The organism is Dokdonia sp. PRO95 (assembly GCF_000355805.1).
Taxonomy (GTDB): Bacteria; Bacteroidota; Bacteroidia; order Flavobacteriales; family Flavobacteriaceae; genus Dokdonia.
Window position 1 is genome coordinate 939,490 of sequence record NZ_CM001837.1, and the last position, 26,290, is coordinate 965,779.

Genomic DNA, 26,290 nt, shown 5'->3' on the forward strand with positions numbered 1-26,290 from the left:
CCATCGGGACGCTTTTGTTATTCTTCTTCTTTCTCTTTAAGAGCTTTCATCTTTTCTTTTGCTTCGAGTAATCGCGCTTCACTAGCGTCTCTCTTCTCGCGCTCTTTCTTTTTCTTACGATCCATAAGCTTAGAATGCTTTGCTTTATTTTTCGTGTTCTTAGGAGTTCCTCTCTTTGCCATGGTGCAAATATAGTAAAGGTTAGGTATTCGCTTTCGCGAAAGCGTTTTTCATCTCAATAAATGCTGCTACGGGATCATCTGCATTCCATATGCCGCCTAGCGCTCCTACTCCTTTAAAACCAAGCTTTAGTGCTTCTGGAGTTGTGGTTGCATTGATTCCTCCCATACCAACAATATCTTTTTTGATGTGACGCACATCAAAACCTCTTCCTTGCATATCACTCTTAGAAATTGCCGAAAAAACAGGACTTAATAACGTATACTCAAAACGTACTGCTTGCGACGCTAGATCTTCTGGCTCATGATAAGAGGAAGACACGATATTATCTTTACTAGTAAATGAATTTACGTAGGCTTCTAAACCATCACCTTGCGCTCTCCACATCGCTTCTTCTAGATGCACGCCCTTAATATTAAACTGACCACACAGCTCTTTATGAAAGTTATGCGTCATTATACGATTATGATATGCACTATCAACCTTTTTCAGGTATGCTATGTGATCATCAAGACTCGCATTTGGTTTTCTAAGATGAAAATGAGATAGCCCAGCTTCAAATAGATGATGCAGCGTGGCAATCTCGTATTCACTCGTTTCCTCAGGAGAAATTAATATGATCATCTATGCAGTTTTTACCACTTCAACAATCGCACTTTTCTCTAGCACTCCAGATTGTCTCCACACTTGCTTACCACCTTTATAAAGGATCATAGTAGGTACTCCGCGCACATTATACTGTGCAGCAAGCGGCTGATTTTTATCTACGTCTATTTTTACAATTTTTACTTGGTCACCTAGCTCGTCTTTTACTTGTTCTAGAATAGGCCCGAGTGTTTTACAAGGTCCACACCATGTTGCATAAAAGTCTACTAAGACAGGAGTTTCAGATTGGATTATATCAAAAAAAGATGATTTCATCGTTGTGTATATTTTAGATTTTTTGAAATATAATGAAATACCTCTGTACCACTAATGGCTTTAAGAGATTTATAACCTTAGTCGTTTTTGATGTTTGTTCCTTAATATATAAACTAGCACATTTTTGAACCAGTAAATACCCTCAAAACTACTCGCATTTACAGCTCTAATTCTCAAACATCTCTCTTCACATTTTTTAACAATGGACGGTTAAGGTTTATTAATTGCTTTTACAAAAAGGTAGTTTCAAATTATCTTTAAGTAAACATTTAAAAATTAAAATCATGAGTAATACAACACCTAATCCAGAGAAAACTAGCAAGAAAGAACAGGCGATTAATCTAGAGGCAACTCACGGCAAAGAGATTAATAATCAGGTAAAAGATAAAAAAGAGTTTACCCAGCCACGAGATAATCTAAAGAGTTAATCACTCACTGTATATAAGAAACCCCGAAGAAATAATCTTCGGGGTTTTTTATGTTATAATAGTGCGTTGTCCTTTACACTCTGTACAACTTCAGGATTAAGAAGTGTACTTATATCCCCTAGATTATCTCCTTCCCCAGAGGCAATCTTGCGCAGTATACGTCGCATGATTTTACCAGATCGTGTTTTAGGTAATCCATTTGTAAATTGAATTTTATCCAGCTTTGCTATCGGGCCTATTTTTTCTGTGATAAGCTGATTAATTTCCTTGCGTAAATTATCATGATCACGTCCTTCACCAGTCTCCTTTAAAGTTACATAACCGTACAAAGCATTTCCTTTAATAGTATGAGGAAAACCTACAATTGCACTTTCGGCAACAGCTGGATGTTCATTAATAGCATCTTCTATAGGTGCTGTACCCAGGTTGTGACCAGAAACGATAATGACATCATCTACACGTCCCGTGATTCTATAATAACCCGTTGCATCTCTTAAAGCGCCATCTCCAGTAAAATACATATTATCAAATGCCGAAAAATACGTGTCTTTATACCTTTTGTGATCACCCCATATCGTTCTAGCTATACTAGGCCATGGAAATTTAATACACAACCTTCCTTCTACTTGGTTTCCTTTTATTTCTTTCCCTTGTTCATCCATTAAACAGGGTTGTATCCCTGGTAAAGGCAAAGTTGCAAATGTGGGAATTGTAGGCGTTGCAAAAGGGATAGGACTAATCATAATTCCACCGTTTTCCGTTTGAAACCAGCTATCAACAATTGGACATTTTTTCTTCCCTATATTATCATTATACCAGTGCCAAGCTTCCTCATTTATGGGTTCGCCTACGGTTCCTAAAACCTTGAGAGATGACAAATCATACTTCTCTACATAACTCAAGTTCTCCTTGGCAAGTGCTCTTATCGCTGTGGGTGCTGTATAAAATTGGTTTACTTGATGTTTATCTATTATTTCCCAAAAGCGTCCCCAGTCTGGAAAACTTGGAACTCCTTCATAAAGTACAGAGGTGGCACCATTTGCAAGTGGCCCGTAGACAATATAACTATGCCCAGTAATCCATCCTATATCTGCACTACACCAGTACACATCATCCTCTCTATATTGGAATACATTTTTAAATGTATATGCACTATACACCATATATCCCGCGGTAGTGTGCAACATTCCCTTAGGTTGCCCTGTAGAACCAGAAGTGTATAATATAAAAAGAGAATCCTCTGCTTCCATAGTTTCGGCAGGGCATTCTGTTGATGCCTCCTTTAACAGTGGTGCTACCCACTCATCACGCCCCTCTTTCATTACTACATCACCACCAGTGCGCTTAACAACAAGCACGCTCTCCACAGATGGCGTATTTTCTAATGCATCATCTACAATACATTTAAGGTCAATTGTTTTATTACCACGATAGGAGCCATCACTTGTAATCACCATCTTACAGCTTGCATCATTGATACGCGTGCTCAATGCAGTACTAGAAAAGCCAGCAAATACTACCGAATGTACTGCTCCTATACGCGCACAGGCAAGCATAGATACCGCAAGTTCTGGTATCATGGGTACATAAATACACACACGATCACCGCGCGTCACACCTTTACCCTTAAGCACATTTGCAAACTTGCACACGCGTTCATGGAGGTCTTTATAAGTAATATGTTCGGCAGGATCTTCAGGGTTATTGGGCTCAAAGAGCAATGCGGTTTTATTACCACGAGTATAGAGATGCCTATCGAGACAATTTTCTGTAATATTTAATTGGGCTCCATCAAACCACTTTACTTCTGGCTTTTTAAAATCCCATTCTAATACGGTATCCCAGCGCTTTCGCCAAACAAAATTTTCTTCGGCAATTTCTTCCCAGAACTGCTCAGGCTTATCTACAGACTTTTGGTAGACTTGAAAATACTCTTGTAGACCTTTTATGTGGTAATTACTCATTATGTATCTATTTGATTGATAAAAGATATAGAGTATGACGCTAATAATGAAAACATTTAACGCTTTCGCGAAAGCGTACTAAAGACAAACCACCTTAATATTATCATAAATGCAAAATCTCAACTAGTTAAGGCTCAAATATGCAACAGAACACCTTTTTATAACATCAAAATTATTCATTACTGATAATTAGCGGCTTACAAAAAATTTAAAATCAATCTTAATAAATAAAAAAACTCATCAAACATCTCAAACAATCGGTGAAAAGCAGTATTTTTTAGATTAAAAGAATATTATTAGTTAATTAAATACATTTTCTGATGTAACAACTGCTCTAGGGGCAATTGCTTAAATTTTAATTCCCAAATCAATATTTATGACTAGACTAACCATACTACTGCTAGTTGTTTTAAGCACTGTATACTCTTTTAAATCCTACAGTCAAGAGACAATCTCTCAAGAAGAAATTCTTTTAATTAAAGAAAAGCAATTTACCGTAACAGAGATAGACTCTTTGATGCCCGCCATACTTACTTTATTTAATGAGTCTAGTTATGAAAAAGTTATTGAGGTTGTACCACACCTTCTAGATAACGCTAAGAGACTCAAAGCTCCTCTTACTACATCTCGTTTAAGAAGCATTCTAGGTAATGCATTTATACAAGTAGATGATATCCAGGGCGCCGAAGATCTTTTTAATAATGCCATAGAGGAAAATAAAAAGGCTAATGACACCTTCAATCTTGCTAGAAATCTTACCAATCTCGGGAATACTTTTTTTGAAGAAGATCCAGACAAAGCCATCACTTATTTTGAAGAGGCACTTGCTATAAGCCCAGAAATTGAAAATAGTATACTAGTTGACTTTATATCAAATAACAACCTAGCTGAGTTATATGTCATAAAAAAACAGCCCAATGAAGCGCAATACTACCTAGATCAAGCAAAGGAATTACTAACGAAAGGTGATTTTAATGGAAGGAAAAACAACTTTGAAGGAACCGTCTATCACGTTCAAAGTTCCATCTATCTATTACAAAACAGACCTAAAGAGGCGATTGAAGCAATTAATTACTCTATGGAGGTAGCTGGTGATGAACAAGATGACAACTACAAGATTGATAATTATAAAAACCTAATGAAGGCCTATGAAAGCTTAGGCAACTACGAGCAAGTAAATAGCATACGTAAAACCTATGATGTACTCGTCGAAAAGAGATACGAAGCAAACAAGATAAAACAGCAAAAAAATGCTACCTCTCGCTTTAACCTCAATAAATTCAAACAAGAACTACGAGCCTCAAAATTAGAAAATGAGCTCGCACTTCAAAAAGCTGGTGAGAACAAATTATTTTTAAAAACTTCACTCGCACTAGCCGCCATACTGCTCTTATTTATCGGGACTTTATTACATGGTAGAAAAAAACGAAAAAGACTCCTTGATAATTTAAAATCAAAGAACAAACAATATCTTCAAGCCAAAAAGAAATCTCAAAAACTAGCTAGAAGTAATACTAAATTTCTTTCTACAGTAAGCCATGAGTTAAGAACTCCGCTTTATGGAATTATAGGGCTTTCTTCTGTGTTTCTTGAAGACCCAGCGCTCAAAAACCATACGGAAGATTTAAAATCTTTAAAATTCTCTGCAGATTATCTACTGGCGCTTGTAAATGATATATTAAGCTTAAATAAATTTGACTCAAAAGAAGGCGAGCGTATCCAGAAGACTAACTTTAGACTACATAAATTACTACCTCACATTGTACAAACTCTTGAGTTTATAAATAAGAAAAACAATAACACCACAAAGGTGATTATTGATCCTAATATTCCAGACACCTTACTGGGCGATAAGACTAAAATCTCTCAAGTCCTCATGAACTTATCGAGCAATGCCAGCAAGTTTACCGAGGATGGCACAATCACCATAAAGGCCACACTCCAAGAAAAGAATAAAGATGTAAACACCATACTCTTTAGTATAGCAGACACAGGACAAGGCATTGCCAAAGAAGAACAAGCAAAAATCTTTACTGAATTTGCTCAAGTAGGAGCTATGTCAAACCATCAAGGTACAGGCTTAGGTCTTCCCATTGTCAAGAAGATTTTGCACATTCTTGGTAGTAAACTATCCCTAGTAAGCAGGCCAAATAAAGGTTCTACTTTTTCATTTACAATTGATCTAGAAACTGGATCCGACTCCTACCTAGAAGTCCAATCAGATATTTCAAGCTATGAACGTCTCAAAGGTAAAAAAGTACTTATTGTGGACGACAATAGCATTAACCAACTAGTAACTAAAAAGGTACTTGAACAATACGGTATAAAAAACGAAAGTGCCAGTAATGGACAACAAGCTGTGAGCGCCGTAAAGAATAATGCCTATGATTTCATATTGATGGATATTAACATGCCTATTATGAATGGTATTGACGCAAGTATTGTTATAAGAAAGTTTGACAGTATAACTCCTATCATTGCTCTTACAGCCACAAGCTATAAAGAGGGAGATAAAGAACTAACAAAACACGGCATTAACAATAGCATACTCAAACCCTATAAGACAGAGATTCTTTTAGACATGCTCTTAATGTATAGCTCGACCTAAATGGTCACATATACATTTTACTTGACTTTCTTATTTACTTCTTATCGAAACTGACCTATTTGTGATGAGGGTTAACTTATTCTTTACGCTTTCGCGAAAATGGCTCTTTCAGTTAAGTTTTCTTCTAGCCTGAATGTTGTTAGAAAGAGAGTGTTTTTTAACATCTAATCCTCTAAAAGGCTCTAAAAATCTTTAAGTTTTTAAGAATATTCAAGTCTATTCCTCACTCTACACCAAGCAATTAACCTCTATTCTTATAAAAATTCTCTAAAAAAAAGGAGTTCTAACTCAATAGACGCTAAAAACCACAACACACTCTAATTCAGAAAATTAAAACGTTTTCAAACGTTTACAAATACTTATAAACGACTATAAACGTAAGTAAACGTTTAAAAGTCGGCTAGGGATTATAAGCTGTCGCATATTTGCAGTGTTCTTATTTACAGGTTGTTATTATAATTTACTTATTAGGAACAAACGATTTTCTCGAGAACGGCTCGAGAAAGAAATATAACTCAATTTGGTAGGCTTAACCTACTCAAGAAAAACACATTATTATGAACGCATTACGCAACAAGGTACAGTTAATTGGAAGACTAGGTCAAGAACCAGAAATCACAACATTTCCAGATGGAAATAAAATTGCCAAATTCTCCATGGCAACAGATGATTCTTATAAAGACAAGAATGGACAGAAAGTAGAACGTGCATACTGGCACAACATCGTAGTACGCGGTGGTCTTGTTAAAGTAGTAGAAAGCTATGTCCAGAAGGGACAAGAAATCGCGATAGAAGGAAAACTGACCAATCGCTCTTGGGAAGATAAAGATGGTGTAAAAAGATATATGACAGAGATTGTTTGTAACGAGTTATTGATGCTTAGCAAAAACAATTAATATTACATTTTTGACAATAAAGGCGCTCTCACGAGCGCCTTTTCTTATTTTATTTGCTCTAGGATAACAATATCGTAATTACGTATATTTATATCTTAAAATACAAGCGATGAGCAACACCTATAAAACCACCGTAAACGAGGAGCATGAGTTCGAGGTTTCTCGTGACCAACTATCTCAACTAGATGCGGTACACACCTCTCAGAATTCTTACCATATTCTGGAGGATAATTCTTCTTTTAAAGCAACTGTAGTCTCCTCAGATTTCAGCAAAAAGACATACAACATTCAGGTAAATAGTAACAATTATGAAGTTGTTATCAAAGACGAAATTGACATTCTTATTAAAGAGATGGGCTTCACGGTAGGAGGTTCAAAGCAGCTCAACAATCTCATTTCTCCTATGCCAGGTCTTATTATTGATGTACAGGTCTCTGCTGGTCAAGAAGTAAAAGAAGGTGACACGCTAGTGATTCTAAGCGCCATGAAAATGGAAAACAGCTTTGTATCTCATACAGACGGAGTTATCAAGGCCGTGCATGTTGTAAAAGATGACGCGGTAGATAAAGGGCAATTACTTGTAGAATTTGAAGAAGAGAAATAGATGAAAACTATAAAGAAAATATTAATTGCAAACCGTGGTGAGATAGCCATTAGGGTAATTCGTACGGCTAAGAAAATGGGTATTAAAACAGTAGCCATTTATTCTACTGTAGACCGTAATGCACCACACGTGCGCTATGCAGACGAGGCCGTTTGCGTGGGTAATGCGCCTTCATCAGAGTCCTATTTACTAGGAGATAAAATCATAAAAGTTGCTCAAGAACTTAACGTAGATGCAATCCACCCTGGCTACGGATTTTTAAGTGAGAATTCCGCTTTCGCGAAAGCGGTAACAGAAGCACAAATGATCTTCATAGGCCCAGAGGCACACGCAATAGAAATCATGGGAAGTAAGCTCGCAGCCAAAGAAGCTGTAAAAGCATATGATATCCCGATGGTACCAGGTATTGATGAAGCCATCACAGATGTAGAGAAAGCAAAAGCAATTGCTGCCGAAATAGGATACCCTATTCTCATAAAAGCCTCTGCCGGAGGTGGCGGAAAAGGTATGCGCGTGGTAGAAAAAGACAGCGAACTAGCATCACAAATGAGTACGGCTATTAGTGAAGCGACTGCAGCCTTTGGCGATGGATCTGTTTTTATAGAAAAATATGTTGCATCACCTAGACACATTGAGATTCAAGTAATGGCAGATAATCATGGTAATGTGATTCATCTCTTTGAACGTGAATGTAGCATCCAGCGTCGTCACCAGAAAGTGGTAGAGGAAGCTCCATCTGTAGTCCTTACTCCGCAACTACGAGAAGAAATGGGGCAAGCTGCAATAAAGGTGGCAAAAGCATGTAACTATCGCGGCGCAGGTACCGTAGAGTTCTTGCTAGACGATCAACACAATTTCTATTTCTTAGAAATGAATACTCGTTTACAAGTAGAACACCCAGTTACCGAACTTATCTCAGGTACAGATCTTGTAGAATTACAGATACGCGTTGCTCGAGGTGAGAAGCTATCTATCGCTCAAGAAGACCTCAGCATTAAAGGACATGCACTAGAATTACGTGTATATGCAGAGGATCCTCTTAATGACTTCTTACCTAGTGTCGGAAATCTATCTACTTACATACTCCCAGAAGGAGAAGGTATACGTATAGATAATGGTTTTGAACAAGGCATGGATATTCCTATCTATTATGACCCAATGCTCTCTAAGCTTATTGTCTACGCTCCTACGCGTGAAGAAGCTATAGAGTTACTCTCTAAAGCCATAGATGATTATAAAATAGAGGGTGCACAAACCACCTTACCTTTTGGAAAATTTGTTTGTGAGCACGAAGCTTTCCGTTCTGGAAATTTTGACACGCATTTTGTAAAAAAATACTATTCACCAGAAGCTTTAAAAGAAGGCTTTAAAGAAGAAGCACGTATTGCTGCTCTTATTGCGCTCAAACAACATATAAAAGAACAAAATATCTTACGCCTACCAACTGTATAACCTATGGACGCTAATATAAAAACGCTCAACGAAAAAATTGAACTCGCACACCTAGGTGGCGGTCAGAAACGTATAGACAAGCAGCATGAAAAAAAGAAACTTACTGCTAGAGAACGCATACACTACTTACTAGACGATGGCTCTTTTGAAGAAATAGGTATTCTTGTTACACACCGTACTACAGATTTTGGTATGGAAAAAGAAATCTATTATGGAGATGGTGTGGTTACTGGTTATGGTACAGTAAATGGTCGTTTGATTTATTTATTTGCTCAAGACTTTACAGTTTTTGGAGGTGCACTCTCTGAGACACACGCCGAGAAAATTTGTAAAATAATGGATCTAGCTATGAAAACCGGAGCTCCATTAATAGGACTTAACGATTCTGGTGGTGCACGTATACAAGAAGGTGTACGCTCACTAGGAGGTTATGCAGATATCTTTTACCGCAATGTACAGGCATCTGGTGTGATCCCGCAAATCTCGGCTATTATGGGGCCTTGTGCGGGTGGAGCAGTATACTCTCCAGCAATGACAGACTTTACTATGATGGTAGAGAACACCAGCTACATGTTTGTAACGGGACCTAATGTTGTAAAAACGGTAACTAATGAAGAAGTAACCTCAGAAGAACTAGGAGGCGCAAGCACACACAGTTCAAAGTCTGGTGTGGCACATATAACCTCTTCAAATGACGCACAATGTCTTGAAGATCTTAAATCTTTATTGAGCTACTTGCCGCAAAATAATACGGAAACACCTGAGAATTTACCGTTTACACTTAAGGATGAAGTGCGTGACCAACTGGCAACCATTATCCCAAATAGTGCAAACAAGCCTTATGATATGCACGAGGTAATAACGGGTATCATAGATGAGGATTCTTTTTATGAAATCCATAAAGATTATGCTGAGAATATCATCGTAGGTTTTGCTCGTTTAGGAGGTCGTAGTGTGGGTATCGTTGCAAATCAGCCTATGTTCCTTGCCGGAGTGCTAGATGTAGATAGCTCAAAGAAAGCTGCTCGTTTTACAAGATTCTGTGACTGTTTCAATATTCCTTTGCTCGTTCTTGTAGATGTTCCAGGTTTCCTTCCAGGTACAGATCAAGAATGGAATGGAATTATTACAAACGGAGCCAAGTTATTATACGCACTTAGTGAAGCTACCGTACCAAGAGTAACAGTGATTACAAGAAAAGCATACGGAGGCGCTTATGATGTGATGAACTCTAAGCACATAGGTGCAGATCTCAACTATGCATGGCCTAGTGCTGAGATTGCTGTAATGGGAGCAAAAGGAGCCAGCGAGATCATCTTTAGAAAAGAAATAAGCGCAGCAGATAATCCTGAAGAAAAACTATTTGAAAAAGAAAGTGAATATGCAGAGAAGTTTGCAAATCCTTATCGCGCAGCACAACGTGGCTTTATAGACGAAGTGATTATGCCGCAAGACACGAGACGTAAGCTCATAAAAGCATTTAGCATGCTAGAAAACAAGAAGGTAGAGCTTCCTAAAAAGAAGCATGGAAATATTCCTTTATAGTTCCTTGTTTTAAGAAAAATAAATACATCATTGCTTTATAAAGAGGCGCTCATAAGAGCGCCTCTTTTAATTGGTATTAATAACTTTGTAAGATGGTTGCGACACAAGAACTACACTCCCTTTTAAAAACTCACTTTGGTTATGATGGCTTTAGACCTAACCAGCAAGAGATTATTGAGTCCATTTGTAATGGGCAAGATGCACTAGTCATAATGCCTACAGGTGGTGGTAAATCTATGTGTTTTCAACTGCCAGCTCTGGCGCTTGACGGGGTTGCCCTCGTGATCTCACCGCTTATTGCATTAATGAAAGATCAGGTAGATGCTTTGCGAGCAAATGGTATTAAAGCAGCCTATTATAACAGTACACAACCACCAGAAGAGACGCAAAAGGTACTGTTAGACCTACAGCACAATGCGCTAGATCTTATTTATGTGGCTCCAGAAAGTTTACAACTATTAGACCCCGTGCTTTCTACAATAAAGATATCACTCATTGCCATAGATGAGGCGCACTGTATCTCATCTTGGGGACACGATTTTAGACCCGCTTACACACAACTAGGCTACTTAAAAAGACGTTACCCAGAAACCCCACTTGTAGCACTCACGGCAACTGCAGATAGATCTACGCAAGATGACATTGCACAACAACTTAGTATCCCACAAGCAAAAAAATACATCTCCTCTTTTGACAGACCTAACCTCTATCTGGACGTGCGACCAGGTCAAAAAAGAAACGAGCAAATTCTTGACTTTCTAGAAGATCACCCTTTTGAGAGTGGTATCATTTACTGTCTATCAAGAAAAAGCACAGAAAATCTCGCGGCCAAACTTAAGAGCAACGGGCACAACGCTGCCGCCTACCACGCAGGTATGAGTGCAGAGCAACGCTCAAAAGTGCAAGAAGATTTTATAAACGACACCACACCTATAATTTGTGCCACTATTGCCTTTGGGATGGGTATTGACAAGAGTAACGTGCGCTGGGTGATACACTATAATATGCCTAAAAATCTTGAAGGATATTATCAAGAAATAGGTAGAGCAGGCCGTGATGGCTTACCCTCACACACCGTGCTTTTTTACAGCTATGCAGACACGATGCAGCTACGCCAGTTTATAGATGGAGCAAAAAATGCCGACTACCAGATGGCTAAGCTTGACCGTATGCAGCAATATGCAGAGGCCCTAAGCTGTAGGCGTAAGGTTCTTATAAATTACTTTGGCGAGTTTTTATCGCAAGACTGTGGCAACTGTGACATTTGTAAAAATGCACCCGCATATTTTGACGGCACCGTACTTACTCAAAAAGTACTTTCCGGGGTGGCACGTATGCAACAAAAGGAAGCAATGGGTACCGTGATAGACGTTTTACGAGGTTCTCAAAACGCCCAAGTGTATGACAAAGGGTATCAGAATATAAAAACTTACGGCGCTGCAAAAGATGTCTCCTGGCGAGATCTTCAGCAGTATGTGATACAAATGATTAATCAAGGGTTGTTAGAAATACGCTTTCGCGAAAGCGGAAGACTTCTCCTCACACCGCTTTCTAAAGAAGTTTTATACGACGGTAAAAAGATCCAACTCGCAAAACCTAGTAAGGAGAAAGCCAAACCGATTACTAAAGAACGTAAGCCTAAAAAACCAAAAGGTTCTCTTTTTGAAAAACTACGAGAGCTAAGAGCCGAACTAGCTAGAGAGGCAAATGTTGCGGCTTATATTGTATTCTCAGATGCGTCTCTTAAAGCTATGGAAGACCAAGAGCCTGTGACTCAAAAACAGTTTTTAGACATACAAGGTGTAGGGCAAGCCAAAATGGAAAAATATGGCGCCGACTTTTTAAAACTCATCAAAGAGCACCTCAAAAAACCAAAACCTAAAAGCGGTAGCAAAACGTATCTTGAGACTAAAAACCTCATCCAGCAAGGCCTCTCACTTGAAGAAATTGCAGAGGCTCGCAAGCTCACCATAGGCTCTGTGTACAATCACCTCATAAAGCTGCACGAAGAGGGTATGGAGATAGATTTTTACCAGTTTATACAGCCCGCAGAGGTCAAGCAAGTACACGACGCTATCTTAAAAGTGGCAGATCCAGATAAGCTTAAATCTTTTTATGAATACTTCAAGGAGGAGATGCCGTACTGGAAAATAAGGCTTGCGCTATTCTTAAAAGGTAGGTAGTTTTCTTTTTTACCTACTTTTAGGGCTATGAAAGAATTTACGCTTTCGCGAAAAATAGGTTTTATTACAGGCCCGTTACTTTGCATTCTCATACTAGCATTACCTTTTGATATTATCAACCCAGCGATAGATAAAGTGGTTGCCATTGCCGTATGGATGATTATCTGGTGGATTACAGAAGCTGTTTCTATTTCTGTAACCGCGTTAATCCCGTTAGCACTATTTCCACTACTTGGTATAGGTACTATAAAAGAAGTTGCAAGCAACTATGCAAACCCTATTGTGTATCTGTTTTTTGGAGGATTTGTCATCGCGCTAGCACTAGAAAAAGTACAACTGCACAAGCGTATTGCGTTATCTATTCTCAAAATCACAGGCACTAAAGCAAATGGTATTATCTTAGGTTTTATGATTGCCACTGGCCTTATGAGTATGTGGATTTCAAACACGGCAAGTACGGTCGTGATGCTGCCCATAGCTGTATCTGTCATTCAACTTCTCATAGATGACGAAGATGGATTTACAAAAAACGACCGCAACTTTGCGCTTAGTATTATGCTAGGCATCGCCTTTGGCGCAAATATAGGTGGGATGGCGACCTTGATAGGCACACCACCTAACTCTGTAATGCTTGCCTTTTTAAATGAAAGTTATAATGTAGATATAGGCTTTTTTCAATGGATGAAAATGGGTGTTCCCTTTTCTATCTTATTGATGACTATTACCTACTTTATGATTACCCGCGTCTTTTATCGCAACGGCTTAGGCACGATAGGGAAGTCTGCAAATATTATACAAACCGAACTTGACAAACTAGGTCCTATCTCAATGGGTGAGAAAGTGGTTTTAGCAATATTCCTCATTACAGCAATCTCGTGGATTTTGCGCTCGTATTTAAACAACCTGCTACCAGATATTACCCTTACAGACACGACCATTTCTGTCATTGCCGCACTACTTATGTTTATAGTACCTATTGATTACAAGAAAGGTTCTTTTCCGCTCAATTGGGAAGATACTTCGCGATTACCTTGGGGGATTCTCATTCTCTTTGGCGGCGGTCTCGCACTTGCTTCTGGACTAGCACAATCTGGTTTTATAGATATGATAGGTTCCTACATATCACAGCAGGAAGACTGGAGTATGTGGGTGGTGACTGCCGTTCTTATTTTCTTAATGCTCTTTATGACCGAGTTAATGAGTAATGTAGCCCTCGTGACCATACTCGTACCTCTTGTGGTAGGTATTGCCATCGGGATGGATGTGCCTATGCTACAGATGGTCATTCCCGTAACCCTTGCTTCTAGTTGTGCTTTTATGCTCCCTATGGCTACACCGCCTAATGCGATTGTATTTGCTAGTGGTCACGTACGCGTAGACCAGATGGCGCGTGTGGGTGTGGTTTTAAATCTCATCTCTGTAGGGTTGCTATTTGCACTGGCGTATTATGTAATACCGGTATTGTTTTAAAGTTACGCTTTCGCGAAAGCGTACTCGTATCATAGCTCCGTAGGTTGAATACCACTTACACGTATGCCGAGGTCTGTGAGTGTTTTGGTTTTCTTTTCATTACCAGTAATCATCGTGATGGAATTTACCTCTAGATGTTTCAAAATCTTTGCTGCTGCCGAAAAGTCTCTATTGTCTTTATGAAAACCTACGGCCTCGTACGCATCTGCCTGCGGCATACCTTGTTTTTTGAGCGGTAAGGTATTGAGGAGTGCATAATGACCATTTCCTTTTCCTTCTTGCTCTAGCCAGATTACAATGCCCTTTCCTGCTCGTTCTATAAGTTGCTGTGATATTTCCATTTGCTCACGACAATCACACTCTATACTATTAAAATGGTGAGCAAAAATGCACGAGGAATGTACCCTACAAAGCACATCTTCTGCTCCGCTCACATCTCCCATCACTAGCGCGTGAGACTCCTTGATACCGTCATAAAAGAGTATCTCTTTATAGGTGCCATATTTGGTTTTAATAGTTCCTTCGGCGAGTTGTACAATCATTGTGTTGTGGTATTTACTAGTTTACTTTTTTACCATTTTGATAAATAACTCCTTACCTGCACGAGCAGCTACTGAGTTATAGGCAGTCTCCATTTTTTGAATATCAAAGTGTTCTGAAAACAAGCTTTCATATTCTGTAGTGCTTCCTCCGTATGGTGGTCCTTTCTCAGTAAGAGGAAAGTTAAAAAGTAAGCCTACGAGCTTCCCTTTAGTTTTAAGCAATGTATGCATATGTGCAACATAAGCAGTTCTCAAGTCTGGCTGCAATGCGCAGAAAAACGTCTGCTCTAGGATTACATCAAACTGACCGTCATACGTAAAGAAATCTTCTTGTATGAGTTGCGAACTAGGAAAATCTGGCACTCGCTGTTTCAAATTTTCTAATGCAAGTTGAGAAAAGTCTACTACATACACATTTTTAAACCCCTGCTCCCAGCAGTACTGGGCCTCATAGCTATAACCGCCACCAGGGATTAAAATTTTAAGCTCCTTATTTTCTAATTGATCGAGGTAGGCTTTGATAGATGGAGAGACCTCTTTTAAGTCCCAACCTGCACTTCCCTCAGCATAGCGATTATTCCAATAGGTTGACGTGAGTTCCATCATTTAGGCTTTAGTTTGAATACAACATCTAGTGCATAGCAATTTAAGTAAATTACTGGTAGTAGGTTTTAAATGTAGTGTGTTTTGCTTGTGGTTACGCTTTCGCGAAAGCGTAAATAATCCATTACAAAAGCTCTGGAGTCATAGGAATTGTAAAATAAAAAGTACTTCCTTCGTTAATTTTCGAATTCACCCATATGGTACCTTTGTGTATCCCGACGATCTTCTTACAATGCGCTAGGCCTATTCCCGTTCCTTTATATTGATCTTTAGTGTGTAGTCGCTGGAAGATAGAGAAAATACGTTCTTGATGATCTTTCTGTATACCGATACCATTGTCTGAAAAGGCAAATTGCCACATTTTTTCATTAGGATTTTCTGAGCTTACAGTCTCACTCACTTCGATAGCTAGAGTGGGCGAAATATCTTCTGCACAAAACTTTAAAGCGTTTGTAATTAGATTTTGAAACAATAAGCGTAGCTCAATCTCTGACCCCATCACTGTAGGCAGATTTTTATATGTAATGGATGCTTTTTTTCTATGTATGAGGGCATAAATATCCTTCTCTAAGTCATGCACGATTTTATTACAATCTACTTGTGTAAAACTTCTAGTCTTGCCTATACGTGAGTATTCTAACAAAACATTTATAAGCTTATTCATCCTCTGACTTGCCTCTTCTATAAATTCAAGACTCTGATTACCTAAATCATCAAATTGTGCACTATAATCATTTTTTATAAGCCCAATGAAACTAGATATAGTATTAAGAGGTTCTTGTAAATCATGACTCGCGATATATGCAAATTGCTCTAAGTCTTCATTTTTCTGACTGAGTTCTTCTGCTTGGGCTAGTATTTTTGCATTTTGCAATGCAAGTTGTTTTGCTAGTTTGCTTTTACTTTTATAATTCTTATAAATTATAAACCCTGCAACTAGAAATAAGAAGGCGATTATCCCTAAAAGCCAGTTGATATTTTTTCTAAGAGATAACGCTACGGATTGCTCATCAAGCACTTTTTTCTGGGCACTTAAACTTAATTTTTGACGATCAATACTATCCTGATTACGTTCTATTTCTTTTGCATTTTCTACTAGAATACGCTGCCTTCTTTCAAGTTCTTCTAGTTGAGATTCATTTTCTACTTCAAGCTCGTTTGCAATTTCTTGTTTTTCTTCTATAGTTTGCTTTTGTAACTCATCCTCATCAAGTAAACTCTGAATAGAGTTATTCTTTAGTTTTACAATTTCTTGAATCGTGTCTATGATTTCGTTTTGACTATTAATCTCTCTTTGATGGGCTATAATTAAAGAATCTTTTCTCTTTGCATTTTGCCTAACTAATTCAAGAGAATCTTGTGCTTCTATAAAAAGTGATTGCCATTTTTGCGAAGTTTTAATAGCATAAAATTTTAAGGAAGGAGCTATAACAAAGCTATTATTGCGCAGTAGTTCCTCATTAATTTGATGCCTAAATGTATTTCCAACTCTAATAATATTTATCATAGAGTCATTAAAGGCATAACCTTCAGATATTACTAATATGCCCTTTCCCTCGACAGACTGTAGGATATAAGACATTTGAAAATTGTACTTTTTATTGACATACAATATATCTACATCTGCTATATCTTTTACTGCAAGGAAATTAATAATCTCAACTGATTTTGATTGTATTTGTCTTTTTTGAGCTATAGACTTAAAATCAATAATGGTTCTATCAGGACCCAGAACTCCTATTTTAAAGGTGTCTCCAGATTGAGGCGACCAGTTTACTTGTTGGGCAGTATTAAAAACATAGATAGCTCGCTGAACCCTAGAAACTTGTTCAACATTAGCTTGTGCTTGAACTTGAATAGAAGACCCAAAGATTATTAAGGCAACTACAATCCTAAGCGCCGTTAATAGTTTGAAATCTTTCATGAACAAAATATCCTTATTATAAGCTTAAAGATAAACTCACAAAATAGTTTCTACCTTGTACACCAAACTGCCCTACTCGTCTACTATAAGTAAAATTACCGTTACTAGTATTAGACGAATGTGTATGCTTATCTGGATATACATTAAAAATATTATTACCACCTATAGCCGCACTCACTCGTGAGTGAAGCTGATAATGAAGTGAGAAATCTGTGAGAACCTTAGCCGAAAACTTTTGATCTCGGGACTCTATATTTCCTGTAAAGTCATTTAAAACCCAATTATCGCTATTTCCATCATCTGGATGGAAATATTCTACAGGTCCAAACAAGGTGTTATTGAAGTGAATTTTAAATTTTTCAATATCATAAAAGCTTCTCCAACTCAGTTTATACTTAGGCTGTCCTTTCTCCAGCCTGCCAATTTCTTCTCTACTAAAAATGACTTCTTCCGCTCCCTCAAAAGCGATGGGTACTCTTATATCTTCACCTACGGTCGTGCTATTGATATTGAAACCTAAAGAACTTTCTAGATTACCATTGCCTATATTGTTCTTATAAACTAATGCAACGTCTACACCTTGAGTGTCTGTATCAATTGCATTTGTAAAAAACTGAGCCGCCCCAACTCCAAACGGCTCAAGAATTTCTTCATATCCATCAGATATGAGTCCTGAGAGTACGATTCTATCCTTAATGGCTATATAGTAATAGTCAAGCGCAAGCGAAAAATTTGAACTAATCTTACTGCTTAAACCTATGCTGTAGTGATTTGATAATTCTGGACTTAGCCTATCTACATTAAAAGCTTGAGCGGTAAGAGCACTTTCATTATTAAAGGTACCTACCTGCAAAATGTTGCCGTCAATAAACTGCGTACTTATATTTTGAAAAAACACCTGATGTAAGGATGGGGCTCTAAATCCTGTAGCAATACCACCTCGCAAACTTGTATTATCATTTAACTTATAGCGAGAAGCCACTTTCCAAATCACTTGACTCCCAAAATCATTGTAAAGTTCATTTCTAGCGGCAAGTTGTAAAAGCCATTTATCATTAATGTTTGCCTCAATATCTACATAGAAAGAGCTGTTTGTTCTAAATTTATTAAGTTCATTTTCTGGTTGAATTCCAGGAAACACTTGTGCCCCTGCAATTCTAGGTTCCTCAAGCCCATCACTACTCGTAAAGACACTACCTCCATTAACGTATGACGCCTCTTCACCTGCGCCTATCTGATAATTCTCTACTCTTAACTCGGCTCCGAAAGAGAAATTAAGACCTGACCTCCAATCGAAAGATTTTGAAAGATCTAAGTTTGATGTATTCTGACTATACAAAAAGCCTCCTGCATAAAAAGTGGTAGGTGATGCAATTCCTAAAGACGCATTATTCGAGTTATTAATAGTATAATCAAGAGCATTCATCCCGATGGTGTGGCTAAAATCTATACCCCAATTATGCTTGCTTCCTTTAAGACCAAGTGTGACTGCGTCATCTTGAATATCTGTTAAGATCTCTGGAGAAAATCCATTAGGAAATAAATCTGTAATTACGCGGTCTTCATCTTTAGGAAATCTATAAAAACCAGCTGATTTTCCTTCTCGATAATTTCTTCCACCATGAAGATACACCTGAGCACTATCTGAAACCTTAATTTCCCCATTAAAATGGATAGCTAGATTCTGAGTTTCGGCATTACCTATCTGCATTACTTGCCTATCTGAATAGCCTGTTTGATCAAAAAAATTATTCTGAGCTATAAGTGCATTATCCTCTTCTTCGTTATCCACATAAACACGTCCCGTATAATTACCTGCTCTATTGGTAGCTTCTCGTTTTCTGTATTCACCCGTAATATTTAAAAATCCCTCCTTACCTAGCTTCATGCCAAAATTTGCACCTGCAAATTGAGTTAGCCCATCACCCTCCTCATTAATTTTTAATAAATTATTTAAGGTGACAGCATTAGTTTGGTTTTTAAGGATGATGTTAATAACTCCTGCAATCGCATCAGATCCGTATTGAGAAGTCGCTCCATCTCTTAGTATCTCAATACGTTCTATAGCACTTAAGGGAATAGCATTAAAATCTGTACCTACGGCACCTCGACCTATGGTACCATTTACATTTAATAACGAGCTATTGTGTCTTCTTTTTCCATTGATAAGCACAAGAACTTGATCTGTACCTAATCCTCGTAAAGTAGCTGGATCAATGTGGTCTGTACCATCTGAAATTGTTTGTCTAGTCGAATAAAATGATGGTGAGAGGTAGTGTAAAATTTGACTTAACTCTATTTGAGAAGAGTTTGTAATTTGCTGTGGTGATATAATATCAACAGAAGCCGTGTTCTGAAATGAAGAAACAGGATCAGATCTTGTACCTAATGATATAGGCTCATCTACAGAGAAACCGGTTTCAAGTTTAAAATTTACTTTTTGTGTTTCACCAGCTTTTACCACGACTGTTTTATAAAGTACATTGTACATTACAAAACTCGCCGATAAGACGTATTCTCCTTCATCTACTTGAAATGAGAATGCTCCATTAATATCTGTTTGTGTGGACTTATTATAACCCTCTATACTTATGGTTGTACCTGGCAATACCCCAAAATTATCCGTAACCACTCCTTCTATAGTTGCTCTAGATTGAGCAACACAAAAAGATGATATTATAAGCGCAACAAACAAGGTAATCTTTGATAAGAAAGACATTAACTGGGGGTAATTTACGGTTTTAGCTCAACGGCTAATGTGTTATTGATTATTTCTTCTAGGGTAGTATTAGAAAGCATCTTTGCTCTTATTCCTTTAACGCAATCATAATTATTCAATCTATCCTGATCTTCATGTGATAACGTAGTTCCTAAAAGCATTATAATTTGACTAGCTCTGCTATTAACTTGATGGTACTTATCTAAAAATTCCCAACCATTCATAATAGGCATATTAAGATCTAAAAAAATAATATCGGGATTAAATCCAGTTTCTAATATCTCTATTGCCTCTTGACCATTTACAGCTACTAAAATTTCAGAAAAACGTAAAGACCTCTCTAAAATTATTTTATTGAAGAAGGTTATTGGTTTGCTGTCATCTATTATTAAAGCTTTATAAGTCAAATGAGTGGATTATTCTGGACACAGCTAGATAGTAGATTGTTATAGACTTTCAATACATTATCTAGTATGTCGAAGGATAATGGTTTATTAATAAAATCAATAACCTTATAATTTTGAATTGTTTTATTTACGTGCTCTGGGTTTGAGGAACTGGAGAGAATAATTACTTTAATATCTTTTCGAAAATCTGAGCACATCTTCTCGTATTCGTCTAAGAATTCCCAGCCGTTCATTGCCGGCATGTTTATGTCTAAGAAAATGAGATCTGGCTTAGGTGCTTCGCCTAGTTTAACTTTAGATAGAAATGCGAGCCCTTCTTGACCGCTTTGTACAGTTTTAATGTGCTCAAAGGAGTTATGCTTAATAACGACGTGCTGATTAAAGAAATTAACGGCTTTATCGTCGTCTATAAGGAGGACTTTCATCATGTTATTGCTAGGGGGTATTTGAATTGCTCACAAATAACAAAAAGTTGAGCATTATTTTAAATCTGAATCGTAAAATTTTAATTTATTCGATAAAAAATGAATTTTAAACGACAAAGAACCTGCACTGTTGACTATTCATATGAGAATTAAGAATAAAAGTTAATAATTGTCACACCATCATGGCTTTTAATGATTATAACATTGCTCGCTCATTTTTTTCATCTATCCACGCCTGTCCTTTTCGGCGTCTCATAAAGTTATCATAGTGACGCATATAGAACACATTGTATAATGCTTTCCTAAGGTTAGACATTTTTCGCGGAAGCGCACGTAAACTCATACTAAATCCAGGAGTTTCATATTTCATATAGTGCCAGTATCCTTCTGGCATATACAGTGTCTCGCCGTGATTAAGATGGCAAATAAAACCTTTTGCTTTTTTGAGATTTGGAAACTTATCATAATCTGGATCGTCAAAGTTGATATCCTCGCGGGTGATGAGGGAATAAGGTACTTTGTAAAGATGTGGCGTCTCACTAGGAGGAAATAACACACATTGCTTTTTACCCTCAAAGTGAAAGTGTAAGATATTTGCCCAGTCTATATCGTGATGCATAAAGACTTTGCTCCCCTCTCCACCAAAAAACAGCATAGGTATTTGCTTGAGTAACCTTAAACCTATTTTTGGAAACTTAAAATCATCTTTTAATGAAGGAACTTCTTTCATTAAGTTATACAGAAAAATGCGATAGTTAGTAGGCTCCTTTTTGAGTAAGTCTACATATGCACTCATACTCATTGTAGCGTGCGCCTGGTTAAAACCCTCGTCGTGTTTTACGGGTCTATCATCATAGAGCGGCACCTCCTTATCTCCAGCTATATCTTTTATATAGGCGAGGTTCCATTTATCATAAGCCTTCCAGTCATCTATAAGGTGCTCTATAACCACGGGTTTTTGCGGCTTTACGTAATCACGTAAAAATTCCTTTTTGGTTATAGTATGTACTCTTGTGATTTCTTGTAACTGCATATAAGATGACCTTAAATTATGTAAAGCTATAGTACCACAAAACACTAACTCCCAGAAGGGAGTTAGTGTTTTGTGATATACTCTCGCGTATATCTACGATATTACTTCAAATATGGTTCTGCCTACTTAAGCGCTTTTCCGGCAAGTTTTGCCTCTTCGTTGCGCTCTATTTTGTGTCCTGGGCGTGACCATTTTGGTTTTTCTCCAAGTGATTCAAATTTAGAATCTACTGCTTCTACAGATTCTGGCTGTGCTTTTTTAACAAAAGGCTTTTGAGGAGTAAGACCTAATAGATCAAACATTTTCATATCCTCATTTACATCTGGATTAGGTGTAGTAAGTAGTTTATCACCAGCAAAGATGGAGTTTGCTCCTGCAAAGAAGCACATAGCCTGTCCTTCTCTACTCATCTCTGTTCTTCCTGCAGATAGTCTCACCTGCGTTTGTGGTAATACTATTCTTGTAGTTGCAACCATACGTATCATCTCCCAGATAGATATAGGGTCTATATCTTCCATAGGTGTACCTGGTACTGCCACAAGTGCATTAATAGGTGTAGACTCTGGCTGTGGGTCAAGCTTTGCAAGTGCTGCAAGCATTCCTGCTCTATCTTCTACAGCTTCTCCCATACCTATGATTCCTCCAGAACATACGGTCACATTAGTTTTACGCACGTTAGAAATCGTATCTAGACGATCTTCAAAAGCTCTCGTAGAAATGACATCTTTATAATAATCTTCTGAGGTGTCAAGGTTGTGATTGTATGCATATAATCCAGCCTCAGCTAGACGCTCTGCTTGATTTTCTGTCACCATACCTAAGGTACAGCACACTTCCATATCTAGCTTGTTTATGGTACGTACCATCTCTAGTACGTTATCAAATTCTGGTCCGTCTTTTACATTACGCCAGGCTGCTCCCATACATACGCGTGAACTTCCAGACGCCTTTGCACGTAAAGCCTGTGCTTTTACTTGTTGTACAGACATAAGGTCATTACCTTCTATATCTGTATGGTATCTTGCCGCTTGCGGGCAGTACCCACAGTCTTCTGGACATCCACCAGTTTTTATAGATAAAAGGGTAGAAACTTGTACCGTATTTGGATCGTGATGCTCGCGATGGGTAGTTGCCGCTTCATATAAAAGCGTCATCATAGGTTTATTATAAATAGCGAGTATTTCCTCTTTGGTCCAGTTGTGTCTTATTTCTGTCATAACGTAAAAATATGAAATAGTCTTAAGCAAGTAAATGGCTATTACTAAGTTTTTAAAAAAATGTAGCCAGTACTGGTATAATTTTATGTGTTAAAAGTTCTTTTGGTACGCTTTCGCGAAAGCGTAATACTACCCTAAGCTTTCTCTACGATAATACTCACGGCATTACCTCCAAAACCTACAGCGTTTACAAGAATCTTGTTAAGAGCTTGATCTTTTGTTTTATCCTTGAGGTATGGAACACCTATAAAACGTTGCTCTTGCAACATATTTATAGCGAGCTCTAAACTTAACAAACCACTTGCGCCAAAGGTGTGGCCTATTTTCCACTTGTTTGTAGTAAGCATAGGTAACTCTTCACCAAAAACGGCTTTTACAGCGCCCATTTCAGAGGTATCGCCTTTAAGTGTACCTGGTGCGTGCATAACAATAGCATCTATCTCAGAAAGATCTGTTTTGCCCAGTGCCATTTTCATAGATTTCTGGAAGCAAAGACCCTCGTCAGATATAGACACCGCGTGGTCTAGCATCTCTGTAGCATACCCTACTGCAGTTACATATGCAAGTGCATTTTTCTTTTTTCCTAACTCGAGACAAGCTACTGCTGCAGCTTCTCCTAACACCATTGTGTTTTTCTTTTTAAAGAGGTTAAGCGCCATATTAGGATATGCACTCGTACCCTCTTCTGTAGGTGTGAGTTTCATTGCTCTTATTTGTGCAATGGTAAACGGTGTAAGTGCCGCCTCAGAACCTCCTACTAAGAATTTTTTTGCCATTCCAGATTGTAACCACGCCACGCCATTTAATAAAGCGTGCAAAGCAGTACTGCACGTTATAGAGTGCGATATGTCTGGTCCAGTAGATTTTAAATCATTTGCTAGCCAAGATGAAATATTACCTAGCGTAGTAGATGGTGATGCCTGTGTAGGAACGATGTTTCGTTCTTTATATGTTTCAAAAAACTTTTCAAAAAGTTGTGTTGCACCTCTTGAAGAACCTACGTTTATACCAAAATCTCCATCTTTCCACCCTGCTTGCGCTACAGCAATTCTACCTGCATAAAGAGCATATAGTACAGATGGATCAATTCTTAAATAGTTTTTATCTTCTCGACGTATAGCCTGAATAGCTTTTTGGCCCTCTGGTGTTAACCTTGCAGTAAATGCTTCTAGCTCTTCTTCCCAAGCAATTTTTGTAGTTGTTTCTTGGTATGCGTTCCACTGCTCTTCAGCATTTGAACCTAATGGAGAGATAGAACCTAGACCGGTTATAGCTATAGGAGTTTTCAAAGTATAAGTTTGTTTAAAATTGGATTTACAAAAGTACAATTTCGCGAAAGCGTACCCCATCTATTTTTGAGTTTTCTTAAAAAGAAGTGTAACTTTTACCTCATAACTGTTACCTATCTAAAAATCAATCATAATGGATAATCAAAATGAACTTATAGAGAAGCCTAGCTGGTGGAAACGCAACTGGAAATGGGCTGTACCCGTAGGAGGATGCCTCTCTATAGTCGTAATAGGAGTCATATTAATAGTAGGTGGCGTATTTGCTTTTGCAAATAAAATCAAAACAGCTTCTGGAAGTGATGAGGCGCTAGCTCAAGTACAATCTAACCAAGAAGTGATTGCTGTACTAGGGGAACCTATAGAAAGTGACGGTTTTGGGAGTTTTAATATCTCTTTTAACAATGGAGAAAAAAGAACTAATGCGACAACTCCCATAAAAGGCCCTAACGGAACTGGCGTCATACATATCATCACTAGTGGTGAGGATGATGAGAAAGTGTATGAGGTTTATAATGTCACTATAGATGACAGTGACCAAGTGATTGACCTAGCGCCACTACTGCTAGAAGACAACTAGAAATGATCTAGCGCTTCTTGTATTGCGCTATACACTTTGGCCAGCTCTTTATCTGTAATTACATAAGGCGGTAGCACATAAATGGTATTACCTAGCGGCCTAAGTGCTACGCCTCGTTGCATAAAAAACTGGTAGAGCTCGTCACGCAGGTTGCCATAGCGTGCCATCTCTATAGTAAGATCTATGGCAATTACAACACCCTTTACTCGAACATTATTTACTTTATGATGTGCTTTTACCGTTTGTGCAAATGCCGTATGAGCAGCGTTAATACGCTCTCTACTTTTTGTGATTTCTTCGGTTTGCAGCACTTCAATTCCTGCAATAGCGGCAGCGCAACCTACGGGATGCGCACTAAAGGTATGTGCGTGAAAAAATCCTTTATGTACTTCCTCACTTAAAAAGCCTTCAAAGATTTCTTGAGTACAACTTGTGATACTAAGCGGAAACATTCCCGCAGTAAGTGCCTTACTGAGACACATTATCTCTGGCTTATTATCTAACTGGTCACAGGCAAAGACGGTTCCAGTCTTTCCAAAACCGGTCATAATCTCATCTGCAATGGTGAGTACATTTGCCTCACGGCATTTTTTTACAAGCGCATCAAGACCCGCAACCGAGTGGAACTTCATCCCAGCAGCACCTTGCACTAAGGGCTCAAAAATAAAAGCCGCACATTTATTTGATGCAAGTATCCGCTCTAGCATAGCCATTACTTCGTCCAGATTATCTTCTTGCGGAGTTGGGATACGTTTTACTTTAAGTAAAAAATCTTCAAAAGGACCGTTATACGAACTCAAACCCGAAGCGCTCATCGCCCCAAAGGTATCGCCGTGAAAACCGTCTTCAAAAGCGATAAGCGTGTCTCTCTTATCTCCTTTGTTGTGATAATACTGTAGCGACATTTTGATAGCTGCCTCTACTGCTGTAGAGCCGTTATCATTAAAAAACACCTTCTCTTGGTTTCCTGGTAAAATTTCTACCAACTTTTCGGCAAGGGTAACTGCTGGAGGATGCGTAAACCCGCTGAACATTACAAAATCCAACTGCTGCATTTGTTTATGCATCGCGCTAGTGATGTACTCATTACCGTGACCATACATTGCGGTATACCAAGATGCAATACCATCTATATACTCATTACCAGCATCATCATACATCACGGCTCCTTTTGCGCGTGTAATTACAATAGGATTTCGAGCCGTTTGATGTTGCGTGAGTGGGTGCCAGAGGTGCTTGCTGTCTTTTTCTAGTATAGTCACAATTATAAGTTTAGTGCAAAGTTAGTTAAGGTAATTGCCTT

General features: G+C 38.1%; 23 protein-coding genes. 9 read left to right on the forward strand and 14 right to left on the reverse strand.

All coding sequences use genetic code 11. The features are described from left to right. Positions 1-17: 17 nt before the first annotated feature. From D017_RS15415 to trxA, 3 genes are read right to left on the reverse strand one after another with little or no spacing between them, the layout of a single operon-like run. Positions 18-182, reverse strand: a complete 165-nt coding sequence (locus tag D017_RS15415; RefSeq protein ID WP_013750388.1) for a hypothetical protein — start codon at positions 180-182, stop codon at positions 18-20. Between the two features lie 19 nt (positions 183-201). Then, positions 202-804 (reverse strand): thiamine phosphate synthase, encoded by a 603-nt coding sequence (locus D017_RS04035; RefSeq protein ID WP_035334787.1) that lies wholly within the window; start codon positions 802-804, stop codon positions 202-204. Then, the gene (gene trxA, locus D017_RS04040) at positions 805-1,101 is read right to left on the reverse strand and encodes a thioredoxin (protein WP_035334788.1); all 297 of its coding nucleotides are present in this window, start codon (positions 1,099-1,101) and stop codon (positions 805-807) included. Positions 1,102-1,385: 284 nt separating this feature from the next. On the opposite strand from trxA, the gene D017_RS15420 reads away from it, so the two are divergent. Beyond that, complete coding sequence (locus D017_RS15420; protein WP_013750391.1) at positions 1,386-1,529, forward strand: hypothetical protein; 144 nt, start codon at positions 1,386-1,388, stop codon at positions 1,527-1,529. A gap of 53 nt (positions 1,530-1,582) precedes the next feature. On the opposite strand, the gene acs is transcribed toward D017_RS15420, so the two are convergent. After that, a complete protein-coding gene (gene acs / locus D017_RS04045) occupies positions 1,583-3,496 on the reverse strand; it encodes an acetate--CoA ligase (protein WP_262485448.1) in 1,914 nt (637 codons plus the stop codon). Positions 3,497-3,869: 373 nt separating this feature from the next. Between acs and D017_RS04050 the strand changes: the two genes are divergently transcribed. The 7 genes from D017_RS04050 to D017_RS04080 all read left to right on the forward strand — a co-directional run bounded on the left by D017_RS04050 (position 3,870) and on the right by D017_RS04080 (position 14,251). Then, on the forward strand, positions 3,870-6,101 hold the full coding sequence (locus tag D017_RS04050; RefSeq protein WP_035334792.1) for an ATP-binding protein: 2,232 nt from the start codon (positions 3,870-3,872) through the stop codon (positions 6,099-6,101). 557 nt (positions 6,102-6,658) lie between these two features. Beyond that, the gene (gene ssb, locus D017_RS04055; protein WP_035334793.1) at positions 6,659-6,997 is read left to right on the forward strand and encodes a single-stranded DNA-binding protein; all 339 of its coding nucleotides are present in this window, start codon (positions 6,659-6,661) and stop codon (positions 6,995-6,997) included. 109 nt (positions 6,998-7,106) lie between these two features. Beyond that, positions 7,107-7,601 (forward strand): biotin/lipoyl-containing protein, encoded by a 495-nt coding sequence (locus D017_RS04060; RefSeq protein WP_035334794.1) that lies wholly within the window; start codon positions 7,107-7,109, stop codon positions 7,599-7,601. Beyond that, a complete protein-coding gene (gene accC / locus D017_RS04065; protein ID WP_192816524.1) occupies positions 7,602-9,053 on the forward strand; it encodes an acetyl-CoA carboxylase biotin carboxylase subunit in 1,452 nt (483 codons plus the stop codon). Positions 9,054-9,056: 3 nt separating this feature from the next. After that, positions 9,057-10,598 carry an acyl-CoA carboxylase subunit beta gene (locus D017_RS04070; RefSeq protein ID WP_035334795.1) on the forward strand — a complete coding sequence of 514 codons (1,542 nt, stop codon included), beginning with the start codon at positions 9,057-9,059 and terminating at the stop codon, positions 10,596-10,598. Positions 10,599-10,690: 92 nt separating this feature from the next. Continuing rightward, positions 10,691-12,781, forward strand: coding sequence for a DNA helicase RecQ (recQ, locus tag D017_RS04075; protein ID WP_035334796.1), 2,091 nt, complete (start codon positions 10,691-10,693; stop codon positions 12,779-12,781). A gap of 27 nt (positions 12,782-12,808) precedes the next feature. Continuing rightward, positions 12,809-14,251, forward strand: coding sequence for a DASS family sodium-coupled anion symporter (locus D017_RS04080; protein ID WP_035334797.1), 1,443 nt, complete (start codon positions 12,809-12,811; stop codon positions 14,249-14,251). A gap of 29 nt (positions 14,252-14,280) precedes the next feature. Here D017_RS04080 and D017_RS04085 read toward each other — a convergent pair whose 3' ends face one another. The 9 genes from D017_RS04085 to D017_RS04125 form a co-directional block, all read right to left on the reverse strand. After that, positions 14,281-14,793: a GTP cyclohydrolase gene (locus D017_RS04085; protein WP_035334799.1), complete on the reverse strand. Its 513-nt coding sequence runs from the start codon at positions 14,791-14,793 to the stop codon at positions 14,281-14,283. A gap of 21 nt (positions 14,794-14,814) precedes the next feature. After that, entirely contained in the window at positions 14,815-15,396 is a 582-nt protein-coding gene (locus D017_RS04090; protein WP_035334800.1) for a methyltransferase domain-containing protein, read from the reverse strand. Positions 15,397-15,520: 124 nt separating this feature from the next. Continuing rightward, positions 15,521-17,320, reverse strand: coding sequence for a YfiR/HmsC family protein (locus D017_RS14915; protein WP_051583794.1), 1,800 nt, complete (start codon positions 17,318-17,320; stop codon positions 15,521-15,523). A 16-nt stretch (positions 17,321-17,336) separates the two neighbouring features. After that, positions 17,337-20,039 (reverse strand): TonB-dependent receptor, encoded by a 2,703-nt coding sequence (locus D017_RS04100; RefSeq protein ID WP_035334801.1) that lies wholly within the window; start codon positions 20,037-20,039, stop codon positions 17,337-17,339. Positions 20,040-20,053: 14 nt separating this feature from the next. Further along, entirely contained in the window at positions 20,054-20,446 is a 393-nt protein-coding gene (locus D017_RS04105) for a response regulator (RefSeq protein WP_051583795.1), read from the reverse strand. Next, on the reverse strand, positions 20,443-20,874 hold the full coding sequence (locus D017_RS04110; RefSeq protein WP_051583796.1) for a response regulator: 432 nt from the start codon (positions 20,872-20,874) through the stop codon (positions 20,443-20,445). The genes D017_RS04105 and D017_RS04110 overlap by 4 nt, the downstream gene beginning before the upstream one ends. 193 nt (positions 20,875-21,067) lie before the next feature. Continuing rightward, positions 21,068-21,904 (reverse strand): cupin-like domain-containing protein, encoded by an 837-nt coding sequence (locus tag D017_RS04115; RefSeq protein WP_035334802.1) that lies wholly within the window; start codon positions 21,902-21,904, stop codon positions 21,068-21,070. 122 nt (positions 21,905-22,026) lie between these two features. After that, positions 22,027-23,121 (reverse strand): biotin synthase BioB, encoded by a 1,095-nt coding sequence (gene bioB, locus D017_RS04120; protein WP_035334803.1) that lies wholly within the window; start codon positions 23,119-23,121, stop codon positions 22,027-22,029. Positions 23,122-23,255: 134 nt separating this feature from the next. Continuing rightward, the gene (locus tag D017_RS04125) at positions 23,256-24,410 is read right to left on the reverse strand and encodes a beta-ketoacyl synthase N-terminal-like domain-containing protein (RefSeq protein ID WP_035334804.1); all 1,155 of its coding nucleotides are present in this window, start codon (positions 24,408-24,410) and stop codon (positions 23,256-23,258) included. 133 nt (positions 24,411-24,543) lie between these two features. Between D017_RS04125 and D017_RS04130 the strand changes: the two genes are divergently transcribed. Then, positions 24,544-24,987, forward strand: coding sequence for a cytochrome c oxidase assembly factor Coa1 family protein (locus D017_RS04130; protein ID WP_035334805.1), 444 nt, complete (start codon positions 24,544-24,546; stop codon positions 24,985-24,987). Here D017_RS04130 and bioA read toward each other — a convergent pair. Then, positions 24,984-26,249 (reverse strand): adenosylmethionine--8-amino-7-oxononanoate transaminase, encoded by a 1,266-nt coding sequence (bioA, locus tag D017_RS04135; protein ID WP_035334806.1) that lies wholly within the window; start codon positions 26,247-26,249, stop codon positions 24,984-24,986. The two genes, D017_RS04130 and bioA, sit on opposite strands and share 4 nt — an antisense overlap. Positions 26,250-26,290: the final 41 nt, after the last annotated feature.

Coding starts and splice junctions, on each gene's coding strand:
- D017_RS14915 (WP_051583794.1), bottom strand. CDS start 17,320: ATGAAAGATTTCAAACTATTAACGGCGCTTAGGATTGTAGTTGCCTTA.
- D017_RS04035 (WP_035334787.1), bottom strand. CDS start 804: ATGATCATATTAATTTCTCCTGAGGAAACGAGTGAATACGAGATTGCC.
- ssb (WP_035334793.1), top strand. CDS start 6,659: ATGAACGCATTACGCAACAAGGTACAGTTAATTGGAAGACTAGGTCAA.
- bioB (WP_035334803.1), bottom strand. CDS start 23,121: ATGACAGAAATAAGACACAACTGGACCAAAGAGGAAATACTCGCTATT.
- D017_RS04090 (WP_035334800.1), bottom strand. CDS start 15,396: ATGGAACTCACGTCAACCTATTGGAATAATCGCTATGCTGAGGGAAGT.
- D017_RS15415 (WP_013750388.1), bottom strand. CDS start 182: ATGGCAAAGAGAGGAACTCCTAAGAACACGAAAAATAAAGCAAAGCAT.
- D017_RS04130 (WP_035334805.1), top strand. CDS start 24,544: ATGGATAATCAAAATGAACTTATAGAGAAGCCTAGCTGGTGGAAACGC.
- D017_RS04100 (WP_035334801.1), bottom strand. CDS start 20,039: ATGTCTTTCTTATCAAAGATTACCTTGTTTGTTGCGCTTATAATATCA.
- recQ (WP_035334796.1), top strand. CDS start 10,691: ATGGTTGCGACACAAGAACTACACTCCCTTTTAAAAACTCACTTTGGT.
- D017_RS04070 (WP_035334795.1), top strand. CDS start 9,057: ATGGACGCTAATATAAAAACGCTCAACGAAAAAATTGAACTCGCACAC.
- D017_RS04050 (WP_035334792.1), top strand. CDS start 3,870: ATGACTAGACTAACCATACTACTGCTAGTTGTTTTAAGCACTGTATAC.
- D017_RS04060 (WP_035334794.1), top strand. CDS start 7,107: ATGAGCAACACCTATAAAACCACCGTAAACGAGGAGCATGAGTTCGAG.
- D017_RS04115 (WP_035334802.1), bottom strand. CDS start 21,904: ATGCAGTTACAAGAAATCACAAGAGTACATACTATAACCAAAAAGGAA.
- D017_RS15420 (WP_013750391.1), top strand. CDS start 1,386: ATGAGTAATACAACACCTAATCCAGAGAAAACTAGCAAGAAAGAACAG.
- D017_RS04085 (WP_035334799.1), bottom strand. CDS start 14,793: ATGATTGTACAACTCGCCGAAGGAACTATTAAAACCAAATATGGCACC.
- D017_RS04080 (WP_035334797.1), top strand. CDS start 12,809: ATGAAAGAATTTACGCTTTCGCGAAAAATAGGTTTTATTACAGGCCCG.
- trxA (WP_035334788.1), bottom strand. CDS start 1,101: ATGAAATCATCTTTTTTTGATATAATCCAATCTGAAACTCCTGTCTTA.
- D017_RS04110 (WP_051583796.1), bottom strand. CDS start 20,874: ATGATGAAAGTCCTCCTTATAGACGACGATAAAGCCGTTAATTTCTTT.
- accC (WP_192816524.1), top strand. CDS start 7,602: ATGAAAACTATAAAGAAAATATTAATTGCAAACCGTGGTGAGATAGCC.